Annotated in this window: 17 protein-coding genes; 12 read left to right on the top strand and 5 right to left on the bottom strand. The window is 72.1% G+C overall.

The features are described 5' to 3' along the window. Window positions 1-133 precede the first annotated feature (133 nt). From MET9862_RS13785 to MET9862_RS13765, 4 genes are all read left to right on the top strand, one after another. Entirely contained in the window at window positions 134-436 is a 303-nt protein-coding gene (locus MET9862_RS13785) for a metal-sensitive transcriptional regulator (protein WP_012454418.1), read from the top strand. Window positions 437-777: 341 nt separating this feature from the next. Next, a complete protein-coding gene (locus MET9862_RS13780; protein ID WP_012454417.1) occupies window positions 778-2,145 on the top strand; it encodes a hypothetical protein in 1,368 nt (455 codons plus the stop codon). Window positions 2,146-2,156: 11 nt separating this feature from the next. Continuing rightward, a complete protein-coding gene (locus MET9862_RS13775) occupies window positions 2,157-2,990 on the top strand; it encodes a hypothetical protein (protein ID WP_012454416.1) in 834 nt (277 codons plus the stop codon). A 691-nt stretch (window positions 2,991-3,681) separates the two neighbouring features. After that, complete coding sequence (locus MET9862_RS13765; protein WP_012454415.1) at window positions 3,682-4,542, top strand: hypothetical protein; 861 nt, start codon at window positions 3,682-3,684, stop codon at window positions 4,540-4,542. On the opposite strand, the gene rplU is transcribed toward MET9862_RS13765, so the two are convergent. The 5 genes from rplU to MET9862_RS13740 form a co-directional block, all read right to left on the bottom strand. Then, a complete protein-coding gene (rplU, locus tag MET9862_RS13760) occupies window positions 4,479-5,696 on the bottom strand; it encodes a 50S ribosomal protein L21 (protein WP_052300044.1) in 1,218 nt (405 codons plus the stop codon). The genes MET9862_RS13765 and rplU overlap by 64 nt on opposite strands. Then, a complete protein-coding gene (locus MET9862_RS13755) occupies window positions 5,683-6,876 on the bottom strand; it encodes a CHAT domain-containing protein (protein WP_142583512.1) in 1,194 nt (397 codons plus the stop codon). The genes rplU and MET9862_RS13755 overlap by 14 nt, the downstream gene beginning before the upstream one ends. Window positions 6,877-6,898: 22 nt before the next feature. Next, window positions 6,899-8,245: a hypothetical protein gene (locus MET9862_RS13750; protein ID WP_142583511.1), complete on the bottom strand. Its 1,347-nt coding sequence runs from the start codon at window positions 8,243-8,245 to the stop codon at window positions 6,899-6,901. 258 nt (window positions 8,246-8,503) lie between these two features. Beyond that, window positions 8,504-8,830: an EAL domain-containing protein gene (locus MET9862_RS13745; protein ID WP_009864761.1), complete on the bottom strand. Its 327-nt coding sequence runs from the start codon at window positions 8,828-8,830 to the stop codon at window positions 8,504-8,506. A gap of 6 nt (window positions 8,831-8,836) precedes the next feature. Continuing rightward, entirely contained in the window at window positions 8,837-9,052 is a 216-nt protein-coding gene (locus tag MET9862_RS13740) for a hypothetical protein (protein ID WP_052300043.1), read from the bottom strand. Between MET9862_RS13740 and MET9862_RS13735 the strand changes: the two genes are divergently transcribed. The 8 genes from MET9862_RS13735 to MET9862_RS13715 all read left to right on the top strand — a co-directional run bounded on the left by MET9862_RS13735 (window position 9,026) and on the right by MET9862_RS13715 (window position 16,421). Further along, the gene (locus MET9862_RS13735; RefSeq protein WP_306438902.1) at window positions 9,026-10,081 is read left to right on the top strand and encodes an RNA-guided endonuclease InsQ/TnpB family protein; all 1,056 of its coding nucleotides are present in this window, start codon (window positions 9,026-9,028) and stop codon (window positions 10,079-10,081) included. The genes MET9862_RS13740 and MET9862_RS13735 overlap by 27 nt on opposite strands. Before the next feature lie 728 nt (window positions 10,082-10,809). Then, the gene (locus MET9862_RS13730) at window positions 10,810-11,274 is read left to right on the top strand and encodes a hypothetical protein (RefSeq protein ID WP_009866583.1); all 465 of its coding nucleotides are present in this window, start codon (window positions 10,810-10,812) and stop codon (window positions 11,272-11,274) included. Window positions 11,275-11,847: 573 nt separating this feature from the next. After that, entirely contained in the window at window positions 11,848-12,021 is a 174-nt protein-coding gene (locus MET9862_RS29375) for a hypothetical protein (protein ID WP_009866584.1), read from the top strand. 100 nt (window positions 12,022-12,121) lie between these two features. Next, window positions 12,122-12,856 carry a hypothetical protein gene (locus MET9862_RS13725; RefSeq protein WP_142583510.1) on the top strand — a complete coding sequence of 245 codons (735 nt, stop codon included), beginning with the start codon at window positions 12,122-12,124 and terminating at the stop codon, window positions 12,854-12,856. A 1,237-nt stretch (window positions 12,857-14,093) separates the two neighbouring features. Beyond that, window positions 14,094-15,347: a hypothetical protein gene (locus tag MET9862_RS29370; RefSeq protein ID WP_158022282.1), complete on the top strand. Its 1,254-nt coding sequence runs from the start codon at window positions 14,094-14,096 to the stop codon at window positions 15,345-15,347. A gap of 52 nt (window positions 15,348-15,399) precedes the next feature. After that, window positions 15,400-15,696, top strand: a complete 297-nt coding sequence (locus MET9862_RS30635) for a hypothetical protein (RefSeq protein ID WP_353890197.1) — start codon at window positions 15,400-15,402, stop codon at window positions 15,694-15,696. Beyond that, window positions 15,632-15,898, top strand: coding sequence for a zinc ribbon domain-containing protein (locus MET9862_RS30630; protein WP_353890196.1), 267 nt, complete (start codon window positions 15,632-15,634; stop codon window positions 15,896-15,898). The genes MET9862_RS30635 and MET9862_RS30630 overlap by 65 nt, the downstream gene beginning before the upstream one ends. 1 nt (window position 15,899) lies before the next feature. Then, window positions 15,900-16,421, top strand: a complete 522-nt coding sequence (locus tag MET9862_RS13715; protein WP_012454410.1) for a hypothetical protein — start codon at window positions 15,900-15,902, stop codon at window positions 16,419-16,421. The last annotated feature ends 211 nt before the right edge of the window (window positions 16,422-16,632 follow it).

Raw genomic sequence — 16,632 nt, 5'->3', positions numbered from 1 at the left:
TTGAAGTCCGCAAACTCCACCTTAGCCGCATGGCCCGATGGCCACCCCAATCCCCGCCAAAGCGGTCCTCGAATTTACACCTCGTCCGCGGACGCTACCTCGCTCGGCCTCCCCACCAGAGGTGCACGGCAACATGTCAGGTTCCGAAGTGGACCACGGGGGCGTCCCGGTCGACCACAAGCAGCAGCTTCCGCGGCTCCGCCGCATCGAGGGGCAGGTGCGCGGCGTGCAGCAGATGATCGAGACCGGGCGCTACTGCGTCGACGTCGCGCATCAGATCGATGCGGTGATTGCGGCGCTCCGGCGCGTGCAGTCCGACATGGTTCGCGACCACATGCACGCGCTGGTGCAATCGTCCCTCGCCGGCAACCTTTCGGAGGCCGAGCGGCAGCGGCTCGCGGATGAGGTCGGCAGCCTCATCGCCCGGATCGTCTGACCTCCGCCAGGCGCCTCGCGCGAGGGCGCCTCGTTCGTGGTCGTCGCCCCCGCCCCCCGGCAGGGGGAAGGCGCCGCCCCCGCCGCGGTGGCGGGGTGGCCTGCCCCCCTCGGTCCCGCCGCGCCCCCCGCACCCGCCTCGCCGCTCGGTCTTGGCTGGTCACCTCCGACCTCGCCGCCTCGTTCCTCGTGGGGCGAGCCTTCAGCCCCCTGGCCGCATCGATTGTCGCCTCCCGGCAACACGCGGCGAGATCTTGTCCTCCTCCAGGGATTATCGGCACGTTGGCTTTGACGCGCCGGCGCCGGTCCCATTACCCATAGGGGGTATCTTGGGAGGTTCGGATGACCGACACGTCGCGACGGGGCTTTCTCGCATGCGCCGCCGGGGCGTTGGCCGCGACGGCAACCCTGTCGAGCGGCGTCGGTCGGGCATTCGCGCTCGAACAGCGTAACGAGGTCGGCTTCCTCAAGGGCCCGTACAACCTCGCGTTCTTCTACCGGCACAACCAAGCGTACCGCATCGGTGCCGGGATGCACTTCTTCCACTCGAAGCAGCACGACCTGCTGCAACTCACCCGGTTCGAGGACCACGCCGCGGTCGACGCCCGCTTCGACAAGGAAGCGCAGGGATGGCTGCGCGACCCGCCGGCCACCGAGCCGGAGATGCCGTACTACTCGTCCTACGTCGACCGGGCGATGCACACGCTGTTCCGGACCATCGACTGGACGCACATGCATCACGAGCAGACTTACGACGTGATGGCGTTCCGCGAGATCCCGTGGGCCGAGAAGAAGGTTTGGACCGACCGCGCGGTCGAATACTACCTCGCCATGCAGACCCCGGGCGTGCCCCGCAGCGTCGCGCCGCTTGAGCTGACGATGCGGCGGGCGGGCATCATGATGAAGCCCTATTTCAACTACTTCCGGAACTTCTACCCGCTCGACCAGAGTCTGTTCTACGTCGCCCACTGGTGGCACCCGGCTGTCTACGAGGCCCAGATGATCGCGGGCAACCGCGACCAGGAGGTCGCTATCCGGGCCGTGCAGGACACCCTGTACCGGGACGTCCTCCCGGACCGGCCGGGCCGGATGGTCCTCTCGCGGGAGATCATGCCGCGCTACGCGCGGATGAGTCCCGAGAGCGCGAACATCTTCGACAACCTGCACATGCTCCACGGCATCGCCTACTCGATCCTGGCCTACAAGGGCTGGACGGTCGAGGAGAAGCGGGCCGAGATGTACCGGGTCATCGACGCCATGGGCTACCAGCCCGGCGACGAGGCCTACGCCCGCAAGTTCCGCGAGCCCCACCCCAGTTACGATCCGCGCACCTACCCGGCCTGGGTGCGCGCGCCTCAGGGCGCCATGGGCATGATCATGATGGACATGCTCATGGAGATGCTGCCGATGATGTACCCGGGCGGCCTCTCGAAGGCGCAACGGGCCGCAGTCATGCGGCAGATGATGATGAACGGCCGGCTCGGGATCGAGCCCGGCGAGGTGCCCGGCTCGCTCCGCGACGCCCTGATGCAGGTCGCCCCCGGCATGCGGATGATGCCGGGCGCCACCGAGCCCGGCGAGACCCCGGCCATGATGGTCGAGCACATGCTCTCCGCCTGGAAGGCCAAGGCCGCCCATATCCCCGACGTGCCCTCCATCGACATGTCCGTCGAGCCGAGCCTCGGCCCGGTCCGCGTTGCCGTCCGCTGAGGAGCCGCCCGATGTCGATGACCACGCGCGGCGCCCTCGCGGCCCTCCTCGCCCTCTGCGCCGGCCCGGCGCTCGCCGCCGACCACTCCAACCTGGAGGAGGGCCTGCCCATCACCATCGAGGATGCCTATCCGATCAAGGAGAACGGCCTCGAAGTGCAGTCCTACTTCCAGTACAACCGCATCCGGAACGACCCGCGCGGCCTCAGCAGCCTGATGGCCGTGCCGCGGCTGGAATGGGGCGCCTTCAAGAACTTCCAGCTCTCGGTCGAGGCGCCGTACCGTGTCGGGACGGCGAGCGATACGGACCAGGGCGCGTTCCGGGCGCAAGGCTTCTACAACGTCAACCAGGAGGACCTGGTCCTGCCCGCGATGGCGGTCGCCTTCGGCGTCAACACGCCCTACGGGCGGATGGCCGGCGGCACCGAGACCGAGCTCAAGTTCCTGGCCACCAAATCCCTCGGCACGCCCGATCCGGAGGGGCTCTCGCCGTACTCGTACGTGCCGCGCCAGATCCACTTCAACGCGTCCTGGTTCCACAACTACGACCCGATAACCGGACGGGACGCGGAGCGGCGCGACCGTTACCGGGTCGGCGTCGCCTACAGCCAGCCGGTGTCGAACGACGTCGTGTTGGTGGCGGACGTCTACCGCGAGACGGACCGGGAGCGCGGCCGCGCGGTGAACCTCGCCGAGATCGGCGCCCGCTACATCGTGACGCCGCAGACGCTCCTGGTCGGGGCCGTCGGCGTCGGCTTCGGCGGCGACCGCCGGCAGGACTTCCGGGTCACGGCCGGCCTTCAGCACTCGCTGAGCTTCCCCTACTCCTTCGACCCGCCCCGCTGAGAGGCGGGTACCGTTCCCCCCCGGCGCGCGGCCTCCCCCGTTCCCGGGCGTGTATCCGCGAGACCGGAGAGTTCGCATGCGCGCGGAACGCCATGCCTGGACATCCAGGAACGCGGGACGAAGGCGCCGCGTCCGGCCAGGGGTTCGGGCGGCCGCGCGGAGAACGTTCCTGCGCATCCTGGTGGCCATCGCGGTCGCGGGGGCGTGCGGCGTCGTCGGCAGGCAGATCCTGACCTCCACGGCCTGGACGGGCCGTTACATGGGCGATCAAGGCCCACGCGGTACCCCGGGGCCGTAGCGGCGGCCGGTCCGGGCCGGCGCAGCGAGCGCCACGGGGTTGAGGGGCGATCCGCACCGGAGCGCGACGCGGGGCCCCGGCTGCAGGTCCCGGTGCGTCGATGGACGCTTGCGCAGGGTCGATCCCGTCGGCTGCCGCCGCGGACGCCTCGGATGCGGGCGTCCGCCATGGGTCTCCTTGTCCGCGCGGGCGGGACGGGCGGCTGGCGAGGCGCGCGGCGGGCGGGCGAGCGCGTGGCTCCGGCGCCCGAGCGGGCGGGACGCAGGAACCGGACCCGTGCGGGGGCGCTATGTCGCGCGTCCCGGATTCGGCCCGGGGCGTGCGCGGCGCTGTCCGGGTCGGCGCCGCGTGATAGGGTCCGGCCGGTCGACCAAGACGAGACAGGACCCAGCCATGACCGATCCGGTCTTCCGACCCGACATCCAGGATGCGCTGCTGCGGCTGCTGTTCGACAAGCACCGGATCAACCTGCTCAAGGTGCCACGGGAGGACCTGCAGCCCGGCCAAGCGCTCCTGCTGGCGGGGAGCGGTGCGGTGCCGGACGCGTTCGGGCCCGTCGCGCTCCAGAACCTCGTGCCTGGCCTGGTTCTTCCGGAGGTGGCGCGCGACGCGCGCCTCGCGGACGTCGACGCCACGTTCTCGGACAGCCAGGAGGGCCGGGTCGAGGGGGGTATCTTCGCGTCCTTCCTGGAGCGGTTCTGGCCGGGCGCGACCCTGCCGAGCATCTCGGCCAAGGCGGAGGCGAGCGGCGGGCGCAAGTTGTTCCTGCGGTTCTCCAAGGCCACGCGCGACGGCATCGACTTCGCCGCGCTCGGCCGGGCGCTGGGGCCGAACGCCCCGGACCTTTCCTTCGTCGAAGGCGCTGAGGCCGTGCGGATCTTCGCCGTCGTGGACGTGTACCGCTGCCCGGAGATCGAGATGTCCTGGACGGACGACAAGGGCCGCGTGATCGACGCCGAGGCGGTGGTGGCGGAGGCGGCCAAGCTCGGCCTGGGCCACAAGGTGCGCAAGGAGGCGGGCGGGCTGGTCAAGGTGGCCGGGGACACGGCCCTGGCCTTCGGCGTCCGCCTGATGGAGCTCGTGCGCCGCGACGACGGACCCGGGTTGCGGCTGCGCCTCGCCCATACCAGGATCGACGTCCTCGGCGGCGGGCCGCGGGACGGCGGCACCGCCGAGGCGGATGCGCGGGATTACAGGCTGCTGGCCGACCCCTGGGCCGGAGGGTTGGGCATCGGGATCAGGCCGCCGGCGTAGGCCGCCGGCCAGCTCGCGGACCCGGGCAGGGCGGGCGGGTCGCGCGTGATGGCGAGCCGCGACAGAGAAAGGAAGCGGCGCTCGATCCGCCGACCGTCCACCACGACGTCGAGGATCGCGCTGTCCCCGACGCTGTGGTCGTTCCCGAAACAGACGACCGCCTCGCGCACCGTTCCCGCCGGCTTCTCGCCGCGGGCGATCACGCGCCGCGACCCGAGGTCGATCCCTGGACCGGAGACGTTGACCTCGACATGCGCCGCGACCGGGATGCCCTGCCCGAGCCGCACCGTCGCGTTGCCGGACGGCAGGTCGAGCCGGTCCCTCAGGGAAACCGTCGCTCGGTAATGCGCGAGGCCGTCCGGGCCGGTGCCGCGTGCGGCGTCGGCCCGAAGGGCCACCTCGGCGAAGTGGCGACGTCCGGTGCGCGCGAAATACCGGGTCAAGGCATCGGCCACGGCATCCGGCGTGGCCCCGCCCGCCGGGACGCCCGTGACGGTCGCCAGGGCGAGCGCCGAGGCGGCGCGCAGACGTGCGTCCGGTGCGGTCAGGAGCGGTTCGAGGGACCTCTCCACTTCCCGGCGCTCCCGTTCCGCCACGTCGGACCAGGACCTTGTCGCCACCTCCCGCAGCGTCTCGACGGCCTGCCCGGGCCCACCCCACCGGAGGCTCGCGAGGAGGTCGGGAACGGCGGCACCCGCCAACCTGCCACGCTCCGCCGGTCCGGACCGGTCGACGCTCCGCCAAGCCATCTCGCCAAAGGGCCCGTCGCCTGGCTCCACCGAGACGATCAGCACGGGCTGCAGGACCTGGCGGTGGCCTCGCATCCGCCGGGAGTTCTGGCGCCGCCGCTTCTTGAACGAGACTGTCTTCGGTCCCCGCTTCTCGGGCAGCAGTTCCGCGATGACCCGCGCGTTCGGCACGTTCGGGCTGCCGACGACGGTGCCCTCGCCCGAGCCGAGCATGAGGATGTCGTCGAACGCGTGGAAGCGGCGTCCGTCCGCGTCGCGGACCGTGGCCGCCAGGTAGTCCGAGCGGGCGACGTTCAGCCGGTCGCCGGTGCGGACGACGTACTGCTTCCCGCCGGTCCGCAGGACGGCCCACACCGCGGGCTCGGCTGCCGCCGTCCCGGTGCCGCCCCTCTTATGCCGCTCCATGCAGAGCTTCCCCGCGCGCCGTGGCGACCTCGCCCTCGATGGCCCCGGGCAGGGCGAAATCGTCCAGGGCATGGAAGGAATAGCAGAGGCTGGCGACGGATCCGTCCCGGTGGAGGCTGTCGCGTCGCGCTTGATGCAGGCTCTCCGCGACCGTCAGGCGCTCGCCCCGCACCCCGGGCGCGCGGGAGAATGCGTGCCGGTAGAACCGGCGCGCGAATTCCGTGGCGAAGCGTTCGTTGACGAGGCAGTGGGTCGCGATCACGCCGCCCGCCTGCATGAGGTGCAGGTTGTCCGGGAAGTTGCTGTCGGCGATGACCCCGGGGGCCGCCGATGCGCAGATGTTCAGGAACACGAGAGGCTCCCCGACCAAGGGACGGGCCTCCTTCTGGTGCGGGCTGAAGAAGTCGGGCCGGACCTCCAGCCCGTTGTCGAGCACGAAGTAGTGCTGGCCCGCGAAGCTTTCCATGTGGCTGGTGACGTGCCAGACCGACCTGAGCTGGCCCAGCGCGCGGAACAGGGACGCGAGGTCGGCCACGGCCATCGGCTCCCTGTCCAGGCCGAGCAGGGGCGTGTCCTCCCGCGTCGTGCAGGCGGCGCCAAGGTCCTCGAAGACGGCGAAGATGCTGGCCTCGTCGCGTCGGGACACGGAGGTGACGCGCGTGGACCCGAGCAGGCCGACGGATGGCGCGGCGTCGTCCGCCTCCCTCTCTTCCTTATCAGGCCTCGGCGCGTGGATCAGCGGGGCCCGGCTGCCGAGGAAGCGCTCGACGTCGAACCCCGAGCCCACGCGCCCGTAGTGCAGGGCGTCGAGCGGGATGCCGGCCAGGTCGCTGTCGAACGTGATCGACCTGAGGTTCGGGTGATCGAGGTAGAAGTCCAGGTCGGCACGGACCTTGGCCCCCTTCTCGGGATCCGTGTGGCGGAAGAGGTTGCTGAAGAGGCTCACGGCGGCGTTCTGGAAGGATTGCAGCCTCGCCGCCGACGCCGGGTCCTGGGCCTCGGGTGCCCAGGTGCGCCCGGCGAACTCGGCCAGGCCCTCGGCGAACGCGCGGACGGCGTCGGCCAGCGCACCGCGCAGCGGGCCTCCGTGGAAGCGCAGGCTGTCGAGCTGCCCCGCCCCGAAGACGCTGACTTCGGTCCTCGCGGGCGAGTGGTCGCTCGTGGACGTGGCGATGCGCATTCGGAACGCGCCGGCTGCGATCTCATCCCGCTTTCGGCGACCGCCATGCCGACGAGCCATCCTGACCGTTGTCCTCGTAAACCTCGACCGTTCTCTGGATCTTCGAAACGATGCGGTCGCGAGTCAAGAACGTGAATCGAAGCGCGTGCCTCCCGCCTTCCCGGGCGGTCGCCTTGAAGGTCAGCGGGTGCCCTACCCTGCCCTGCTTGACCCCGGGCGAGACCACGACGCCGTTGCCATCGGCGAACACGGTCACCGTCTCGGCAGCGCGCTCACGGCTCGCGATGCCCAGGAGCTGGTGGACCTCGCCGTCGAGGATGGCCGAGACGGCGACGCTCGCCCCCTTGCCGAGCCGCACGGCGGTCGTCGCCGTCCCCGTGCCCGGCGGCCCGAAGACGACCTGACCGCGCAGGGCGTCGGGTCGCGTGCCCGGCAGGAGACGCCGGAGCGTCGGCCGATGCAGCGGGACGAAGCAGAGCGCCTCGCGGCGCTCGCGCGCGCCCCGCCCCGCCGCCGCGGGAACGGCCCCCCGCGTCAGCGCCAACGGCGGCAGCGGAACGGCCATCAGGCGGTGAACGCCCAGGCCGAGGCGCGGCAGGCACAGCGCATCGGCTTGCCGCGGCGGAAGCAGGGCGGGCAGATCCATCTGCCTCATGCGGAAGAGCTGGCTTTCCAACCTGGACAGGTATCGTTCGGCCACCTCGCCCCATCCGAGCTGCCGCCCGGCGGCGAAATGCTGCGCGGCGCGCCGGAGATGCCGTTTCGCCCGCTCCAGGCGCGCCTCGGAGCCGTTCCCCGCCTCCGCAAGCTGCCGGCCGCGCTCGAAGTGAAGCAGGCCGTCGACGAGCCGCGCGTCCCGCGCGCCGCGGAAGGCCACGCCGTCGGGGGCCGGTCGATCCGGGTGGCGGCCCACGGTCCCGTCGCGCAGGTCGCCGTGCAGCGCCGACCAACCGAGCGGCGGACCGGGCCTGATATCGAACGCGATGCAGGCGTTGGCCTCCGGCGACGGGCGGAACGTCGCCAGCGACGTGTCCCGCAGAAGCTTGGACCAGTGGGCGAGGCCGCGGGCCCGGAAGCCGGTGGGCAGCGCGGGCAGCAGCCAGGGTGGCCCGAGGCAGATCAGCTCGTCGCGCGACCGATCCGGCAGCAGGACCAAATCGTCGTCGCCGACGATGGCGTACCCGGTCGACGCATCCGCTATGAGGTGGCGGCGGTCGGACAGGGTCAGCGCGACGCCGACGTCGTCGCCGCCCCGGTCGAAGGCCAGCCAGCACCGCACCACCGGCGGGCGGGCGCCCGCGACCGGCGAGGCCGCGAACAGGTCCGCCTGCGAGGTCTCGTCGAACGCCGTGGTCGACCAAGCCTCCATGGGCGCCTCCGACCGCCTCCGGCGCGGCTCCGCCGTCTCGGTAACCGCGATGCGCCGCGCGGGTATCCGGCCCTGCGACGGCGGCGACGAACGTGACGGACGTTCGCCGAATCGAGCGTACCGCGGGGAATCTTAAGCGGCCGTGTCGCCTACCGCCAAGGTCGCGGCGCGGCGTCCGCCGGATCGCCCGCGGCGCGGGCTAGGGCGGCCCGCTTCCTGCCCTGTGCCGCCCGCCGCGGCCCGAAGGGGCTGCCCGGGTCATGCGGCCCTCGTTCCGGCCCCCCGGCGCAGGAACGCGGCGGCCTCGGCCGCGGGCGCGGGCTTGCCGAACAGGTAGCCCTGCGCCTCGCCGCAGCCGGACAGCCGCAGCGCCCCGAGCTGCCGCTCCGTCTCGACGCCCTCGGCCGTGACCGCGGCGCCGAGGGAGGCCCCCAGGCCGGCGATGGCCCCAACGATGGCCGCCGTGCCCGGCTCGTCCACCGCCTCGACGAAGGAGCGGTCGATCTTGATCCGGTCGAGCGGGAACTTCCGGTTCTTCGTCGTTTGGGGTTGATCGACCTTCGGGCGGGCTTGACGCGTTCCCACTCCGTTCTACTCTGGTCGCGTGATCCTGACGTACCAGCAGAAGCTCAGCCGACCGCCGCCCAGCACCGCCTCCTCGCCGAGGCGCTGGAGCGTCAGCGCCTGCTCTACAACGCCGCCCTGTAGGAGCGCCGCGACGCCTGGCGGCTCGGGCGCAAGGCCTTCACCCGCCTCGACCAGCAGAAGAGCCTCACCGTCATCCGCGCCGACGACCCGGAAGGCCACGGCGCCGATCCGGTCACCATGGGCCGTTGGACGCTCAAGCGCGTCGAGGACGCATTCACCGGCTTCTTCGGACGGGTGAAGCGGGGGCTCAAGCCTGGCTTCCCGCGGTTCAAGCCTGCGTCCCGCTGGAGCTCTTTCGGCCTGCTGGAAGCCACCGGCCTGCGGCACGAGGGCGACCGCATCCGGCTCAAGGGCTTCGGCCGCCCGATCCGCCTCAACCACGACCGGCCGCTGCCGTCCGACGCGAAGATCCTGGGCGTGACGTTCACGCGCAAGGGCCGGCACTGGTTCGTCTGCATTACCGTCAAGACGAGCGAAGTCGTGGCGACCACGCCGCCTGCGGGCGAGGCGGTGGGCGGCGACCTGGGCGTCGAGGCGCTGCTGACGCTGTCCACCGGCGAGCGCATCCCGAACGTCCGCCCGTCCTCGCGTCGCGAGCGCGAGATCCGCGTCTCCCGCCGGGCCCTCGCCCGCTGCCGCAAGGGCTCGAACCGGCGGCGCAAGATCAAGGCTCGGCTGGCGCGTCAGTTGCAGGCGGTGGCGAACACGCGGGACCAGTACCTGCACCGCGTCTCGGCGCGGCTGACGCGCGAGCACTCGCTCGTCATGCTGGAGGACCTGCGCATCCGGAACATGACCCGCTCGGCCGCCGGGACGGTCGATGAGCCCGGAGCGAACGTCCGCCAGAAGAGAGGGTTGAACAGGTCCATCCTGGATGCGGGATGGGGCAAGCTCGTGCAGTTCGTCCGCTACAAGGCTACCAGGGCCGGTGGCGAGTTGATCTGCGTCGACGCCAGGGGGACGTCGCAGGAATGCCGGCAGTGCGGGGCGGTTGTGCCAAAGCCGCTGTCCCTGCGCCGCCACGTCTGCCCGTGCGGGCTGAACGAGCATCGCGACGTTAACTCGGCCGGGGTGATCCGCGACCGGGGTCTCGCGGTGAAGGCCGCGAGCGAGGGGGGTCAGCCCCTCGGGGGCGCCAACGTGGGCCGTCGGGCCGTGCGTCGTCCCGGGACGCTCCTCGCCGCCTGAGGGCGGCGCTGGAGAACGTCGGATGGGGGCATCAACCTCAAATGACGAATGACCGTGAATTGTTAAGGCATGCCTACGGGGCGTTCCGAGGTCGGCATCCCGGCGCGATTGTCCGCTGCACCGGCCCTGGGCAGGTCGCCGGCACGCCGCGCAGGCCGGGGCGATGGGATCGCGCGATCCGGGGCGCACCCCGGACCCGGCCTCGCTTGTAGGCATCGCGAGGCGCGACTTGCGGAAGCCGCCGCCGGGACCGCACGGCTCCGGCCCGCCGGCGAGCCTCGCGGTTGAGCCGACGGTGCGGGTCCGCAGGATCTCTTGGCGTCAGACGAGGATCGGCGCGGCATGGCCATGGCTGGCCCGTGCAATGGCCATGCCGGAATAACCGGTGCCGTTTCTCCCGTTCCGCCAGGTGTCGCCAACGGCGGAGGGCATCGCGGAAGCCCCGCCCCCGGCGCCTGGCCCTGGACTTCGGCGGCCCTGCCCCGGAGACCGTGACCGTGTCAGGCCCAGGATCCGTCCGGGCAACGCGGCGAGCCGCGGCCGGGACAGTCCGATGGGGCACAAGCATAGGGCGAAAGGCTTTCTTAACCTTACCGGCGTTCCCCGGGCGGCCATGGCCGGAAATGCTTGCCGTCGGCCGCCAGGTGCCGTAGGTATGGCCATGGCCATGTAAGCCCTGGCCGGCAGCTTCGTCCGGGGCTGCTGCGCTGCGGGCAAGGGGAGCTCACATGTTCAACGACCTTCGCTCCGCGGTCAGGCGCATCGAGGAGGATATCGAGAAGCTCGTCGAGGAGCAGAACAGGTCCCTGCGCGCCACCGCGTCGCGGCTGGCGCTCCTCTACCTCCAGAAGGAGCGCATGGAGGAGCTTCTGGCAAAGGCGGAGACCGAGACCGTCCCGATGCCCCTGCCCGCGGCGCCGGCATCCCCGCCCCCGCCAGGGAGGCCCGAGCGCGCGGGAGCGTCCTCCGTGGTCCTCGGTCGCGCGGCCACGGTCATCGTGGAGGCGCTGGAGCGGGCCGGCGAGGCCGGCCTGTCCGGAACCGAGCTGAACGATGCCGTCCGAGACGCCCAGATGAGCAAGGACGCGTCCGAGAAGGCGAAAACGCGTTTGAAGCGCCTCGGCCTGGTCCGCCACGACGAGCTCGCTCGCCGATGGTACCCGCTGCCCCGGGCGGAAGTAGGCGCAAGATGACGGCGGTCGGAGACATCCGGGCCGGCGGGTGCCTGAACCTTAACCAACCCGGCAAAGTCGTCCAGGCAACCTACACCGCGGGTGTAAAAACTCGCCGGAACATGGTACCATTCACCGTGGATGATGGAGGCGCGCGTGGCGGCCGATCACCTCAAGCAGGCCTGGACCCGTTGCCCGAACGCTCCGGCGGCTGACCGCCCGGTCAGGCAGGGGCGCGCTCGCGGCCCGCCCTTGGTTCGGGCCGACCCGGGACCCCAGGTCTCGGACGGGCAAAAAGAAACGCGCGGCCCATGGGCCGCGCGCTTTACCCTGAACTCGCCTCTCAGTGTCGCAGCTGCCGCGAGTGTCAGGCATCCCGCACCCTAGGGTTCGGGATCGGCCAGCCAAGGCCAACGGGTTCCTCCGGGAGGCTGCCAGGCCCCGCGGATCGACAGTCGTACCCTAGCCGCACCTGCGCGCCTGCGCAAGCGTCTCGTTGCGCCCGTCCTGGATCCCGTTGGCGACCATCGCCGAGGACCCGCCGCCCTCACGGCATGCGGGCCCGGTCCCTTCGCCTGCGAGAGGACAAGACCCATGGACGACCTGGATTTCGGTGGCCTCACCGGCGCCGACGACGACCCCGTCACCGCCGCCTTCCTCGACCCCGACTTCGACCGGTGGGACGGCGACGTCGCGCGTGCCCTGGGCCGCCGGGCCGCCGACTTCGACGGGCGGGGCCCCTCCGACGCCGACGACGCCGACCGCTGAGCGTCCGCACCGCGGTGCGCTCCCCTCCCTCGGCTCCGGCCGGGGGAGCCCCCTGTCCAGCGACGGGCCGCCCTTGCGGCCGTCATGCCGGAGTTCCCCGATGAAGATCCGTGACCAGGAAACGACCACCTCCTCCCCCTCCCTCGACGATGCCGCCCGGGCAGCATCGTGCCGCCAGGTGCCGCCGGACGCGCACGGCCGGTGCGTGCCCGTGAGCGCCCCCTCCCCGCGTGCGCTGGCGTGCGTAGGCATCAGCCAGGCAGCCCTCGCCGTTCGCGTCGCGGACCTCGGCCTCGATGTCGTCCACATGACGCTGGCCCGCGACGAGAGCACGGGCCTGGTCGTCGCCGCGGCCCTCGACGCGGCGCGGCGCCGGCCGGTCGATGTCCTCGGGCTGTTCGGTGACGCCTCGGGCACGGCAGGCGGGCTCGGTGCCGTCTGGCCGTGCCTGGGCGTGCCGGAAGTCATCGTGGTGGACCACGCCGTCGGGTACCATGACACGGGCTTCCACGAGGCCGCGTGGCGGATGGGGATCCAGGTCCTGCACCGGCCCGCACGTGCACTGCCGGGACAAGCGCACCTCAACGCCCTGTTGGGCCGGTCCGGGTCCTGTCGCGACGGTCAAGGGCGAAGCGCCGTCACCATGGCGGCGCTCGTCGGCGCGGTGCATGCCTGGATCGCCGCCTGCTACGCGTCCCCGCGCGGTCGTGACGTGGACGCGGTGCGGACCGCGCCGCCCGCCGTCCCGCCGGGAGCGTCACGGGCCCACGCCTGGACGTTGCGGGGCAAGGCCGGCCGGAACCTGGTTGGCCGGATGGCGGCCGGCCGCCGCTAGGCCCGGCAGGGCCCTGGACCCGCCGGCGCTCGTCGGGCCCGAGCGTCCGACCCGGAGAGCCAAGCGCCCCCGATTCAGGGGCCGGTGTCCCTGCTCCGCGGCCCCCGGATACGGGGCCGCGGCATGCCCTCGCCTCGGGGCGCCAGCCGTCGGGGGCAGGCCGCTCGCATGACGCAACCGGCGAGCTGCCTGAAGGCGTCAATGTCGAGGAAACCAGGGCCGTGAGAAGGCGTGCACGAGCGTCGCCCTCCTCGTGGCAGCCATGCACCGCCCGCCACCGGCGCGACCGCGGCCCCGCCGGGCCCGTCCCAGCCCCCGGCCGGTCGATGATGCGAAACGCCCGGCGCCTCGTCTGCTCGTCGAGATGCACGTGCCCGCCTTGGGCGGCCCGGGCACGGGTCACGGTCCGTGACCTGGGCGCCTTCGCCGAGCCATGACACCTCCGCCAGGCGGGGTACGGGTCCGGTCAACATCGGTCGCGGCTCGGGCCCCTCCGACCAAGTCGGCGCGAGCCGGCCCGCGCAATCCGCCACCCAGCCTCCGGCCCAGGTACCCTCCTCGCTTACGCCGCGGGCCCGGAAGGACCCGCCGGCTTCCGCTCGCCCGACAAGGAGGAGGCGCGGGCCGGTGGCCGACCGGTGCGTGCTTCGGAGGGCCAGCTGGCCGACGAACCCGCCGGGCGCCGCGCCATGCTCGACCGTGGGCTCCCCCCCAAGCAGAGCCCTGATACAGGTCGCGGGTTCCGGGCGGCTGTGAGACACGCGGAGGGTTCAGACCCCGGTCGACTCCCGGTCCACGTCACCGCCCTCCCCGAGCTTCGCCGGACTGGGGCTGGGCCTGAGAGCTGCGCAATCCTGTGGCTGCCCGGGCCAGGTCTGGCTTGGCACGCGCCTCTCCCCTCGCGGACTCCTGGCCGAAGATCGGGGTGGCGGGTCGCAGCTTGTCCCTTTCACGACCGCCCGGACGATCAACGCGTGCTCCCGGGCGGAGCAGCACTCTGTCGATTCGGGCCGGCGCCACTCGCAAGCGGCGGTCCCGGCGGGCCCCGCTGGGGTGCCCGATCCCCGGCGGCGCGGCTCCGTCCCAACCCTCCGGTGCTCGCATGTCTCCTTCCGGCCACGTCCCGTATGCCTCGAACGCGCCCGACGCTTCTGCCGCCGGCATGCCCTCCGTCCCGGAAGGGGAAATCCGGCGGGCGATGCGGGCCGTCGTCGCGGTTTGTCCGCCCGAATCGGGCATGATCCTGAACGTGTTGCTGGACAACCTTCTCACCGCCAGCCGAGCGGGAGGCATCCTGCGGTCCAAGCTGCACGGCCTGGACGTCGGGTTGCGCAAGCACCTCAGGCAAACGTGGCTCGACGGGGTCGTCGTGCCGCTCGCGAGGACGCGCAACCCACTCCATCGCGCCGCCTCCTCCGCCCTGCCGCAACTGCGGGACCCACGGGACGTCTCCGGCCTCCTCGCGGCGGTGAGACAGATCGCGGGCGAGGTCCCGGAGCACACCACGGCGCGGGAGCACCTCGACGGCGCCGTCCGCTTCCTGGAAGCGCTCCCGATCCTGATGCGCGCGGTCGAGGCCCTCGAAGCCCGGACCTTCGCCCAGGGTGCGGGCCGCTCGCGAGCGGTCGGGTACAATTCGGGCGCACGCGACGACACGCGTGCCCGTCAGGTGCGGTCGGCCGCCCATGAGTTCCGCAAAGCGGCGAGGAAGGCGCTCGCGCCCCTCGTGCTGCGCCTGGCGGACGCCGTCTTCGAGGCGGAGCTCGGAGCGGTCCGGAGCGCCGCGTTCGCCCGAGCCGCGCCGGTCCTGCGGTCACCCCCGGTCGGCGGTCCGAGGAAGCGGGGCTTGGCGGGGCCACCCTGGCGCCGTCGCCTGCTCGACGGGCTGCAGGGCGATATCTGGGGCGGCTTCGGAGCGGCGCTGGAAACCGTGCTGCGGCGCCATCCCGGGCTGGAGGTCACGGAGATCGCCGTCGACCGCAGCGGCGACCTGTGCGGGCGGGCTCGGGCGGTCCTGACGCGGCACGGGGTCCGGTTTGCGGTCGCCACCTGCTTCGACCTTCAGGTCGGCTCGATGCGGCACAGGGCGGAGGATCTCGTCGGACCGGGCCACCGGGTCGACCAGCCCACCTGGGCCGAGGTGGACGCGTGTCTCGACGCTCATGTTCCGCCGGAACTCGACACCGCCTCCTTCCGCCTGATGCGCCACATCCTGCAACGGGACGGTGGCGACGGCTTCGTGCTCGATGCCTATGCGGAGGACCAGCTCGTGATCGCCTGCCGCGCCGGTGGCCGGCTTCCGGAAGAATTCGCGGACTGGCTCGTCGAGGCCGCAGACGCGTTGGGGGTGACCCTGAGGTTCGCCGCGGACGACGGTGGCCCACCGGTTGCCGAACTGGCGCGCGTCGGCTTCGCGTGGGCGGAGGGAAAGGAGCGGTTCTTCATGACGCGGTCGGCCGTGCCCGACCCGGGAACCGGCCCCCTGCCCTGAGCGGCGTGGTGCCACCACCACGCTCGCGCTCTCGACCGGCCAGCGAACGACGCTGCCCGAGAGCCTGGGGCGGATCGAGGCGCGGAAGTGGAAGGCGCAGAAGGTCGTCTCGCGTCGCAAGCGCGGCTCGAACCGACGCCGCCGGGCCCAAGTTCGCGTCGCGCGCCTGCAGGCGCGGCAGGCCCGCATCCGGCGCGACTTCCACCATCGCGAGGCCCTGGGCGTCGCCCGCCGCTTCGGCGTCGGCCGAGGAGCCGGGCCGCAACGTCCGGCAGAAGGCAGGGCTGAACGGCGCCATCCTGAACGCGCGCTGGCATCAGTTCGCGACGATCCTGAGCTACAAGATTGAGGAGAGAGGCGGTCAGGTCGCGACCGTTCCGGCTCGGTTCACGAGCCAGACCTGCGCCGCGTGCGGCGTCGTGGATGCGAGGAGCCGCGGGAGCCAAGCGCGCTGTCGACTGGAGGGGACCTCGCGGTTCCCGAAAATCCCCGTCGTTCACGGCGGGGAAGATGTTAGGGTGTTGTCGAGCTTAGATGCCAGGGGGAGCTGACATGGTGATCGTCAGGATGCCGGGTGGCGATGTCGAGTCTATCGCTCCGGACGAGCTGCTCTGGATGCGGCAGGCCTTTGACCACGAGTTCAAGGATGCGGTGATGCTCCGCATCACGGGTGACCGGATCTATTCCGTGGAAACGGTGGCGTCCCTGGCCGCGAAGTTCGCCGCAGCCGGGGCCGCCATGGCTCGGCTGACCCCTCCCGAGGGCGCCATCGAGATGATGGTCAGCGCCGAACGGGTCCGCGAGGTCGAGCCGCCGAGCCCCGCCATCCACCACGAGGGTGCCGGATCGGTCCTCAAGTTCGGTCCCAAGCTGATGCTCGCCGTGCGTGAGAGCGAGGCCCAGGCGAAGTCCATCCTGGCTGAGGCGGTTAAGGGTCGGCCGCCGGCACCTGCGGCATTGGCGGCGGCGGCCCTGGGAGGCGCCATCGTCGGTGCTGCGGTCGCCGTAGCTGTGACGGCGCCGGGCGCGGGAGGCCCGGATCCCGAGGCACAGGAACGCCCGGGACCAGCATGAGAGCCACGGCGGATCGCCCGGCCCGCTCGTGCCCCCTCGCCCGGCCCGCCATCCATGTGCCGCCGGGGCGGGGGCCGCTGTGTCCGCGCACCGGGAGTGACAGCCGGCGGGCCACAGGTGGCGATGCAAGCGACGCGCGACCGCGCGCCGCCTCCGGTACGGGACGGCCCAGGGCTTTGAGCAGGACACGCCGGTCGGGCAGATCTCCGGC

Source organism: Methylobacterium symbioticum, from assembly GCF_902141845.1.
GTDB lineage: Bacteria > Pseudomonadota > Alphaproteobacteria > Rhizobiales > Beijerinckiaceae > Methylobacterium > Methylobacterium symbioticum.
Note: the sequence above shows the minus strand (reverse complement) of the source record. Positions and strands in the feature narration are given on the sequence as shown.

Excerpts from the sequence above, each read along its gene's own strand:
- MET9862_RS13785 (WP_012454418.1), top strand. The coding sequence starts at position 134 with ATGTCAGGTTCCGAAGTGGACCACGGGGGCGTCCCGGTCGACCACAAG.
- MET9862_RS13780 (WP_012454417.1), top strand. The coding sequence starts at position 778 with ATGACCGACACGTCGCGACGGGGCTTTCTCGCATGCGCCGCCGGGGCG.
- MET9862_RS13775 (WP_012454416.1), top strand. The coding sequence starts at position 2,157 with ATGTCGATGACCACGCGCGGCGCCCTCGCGGCCCTCCTCGCCCTCTGC.
- MET9862_RS13765 (WP_012454415.1), top strand. The coding sequence starts at position 3,682 with ATGACCGATCCGGTCTTCCGACCCGACATCCAGGATGCGCTGCTGCGG.
- rplU (WP_052300044.1), bottom strand. The coding sequence starts at position 5,696 with ATGGAGCGGCATAAGAGGGGCGGCACCGGGACGGCGGCAGCCGAGCCC.
- MET9862_RS13755 (WP_142583512.1), bottom strand. The coding sequence starts at position 6,876 with ATGCGCATCGCCACGTCCACGAGCGACCACTCGCCCGCGAGGACCGAA.
- MET9862_RS13750 (WP_142583511.1), bottom strand. The coding sequence starts at position 8,245 with ATGGAGGCTTGGTCGACCACGGCGTTCGACGAGACCTCGCAGGCGGAC.
- MET9862_RS13730 (WP_009866583.1), top strand. The coding sequence starts at position 10,810 with ATGTTCAACGACCTTCGCTCCGCGGTCAGGCGCATCGAGGAGGATATC.
- MET9862_RS29375 (WP_009866584.1), top strand. The coding sequence starts at position 11,848 with ATGGACGACCTGGATTTCGGTGGCCTCACCGGCGCCGACGACGACCCC.
- MET9862_RS13725 (WP_142583510.1), top strand. The coding sequence starts at position 12,122 with ATGAAGATCCGTGACCAGGAAACGACCACCTCCTCCCCCTCCCTCGAC.
- MET9862_RS29370 (WP_158022282.1), top strand. The coding sequence starts at position 14,094 with ATGATCCTGAACGTGTTGCTGGACAACCTTCTCACCGCCAGCCGAGCG.
- MET9862_RS13715 (WP_012454410.1), top strand. The coding sequence starts at position 15,900 with ATGGTGATCGTCAGGATGCCGGGTGGCGATGTCGAGTCTATCGCTCCG.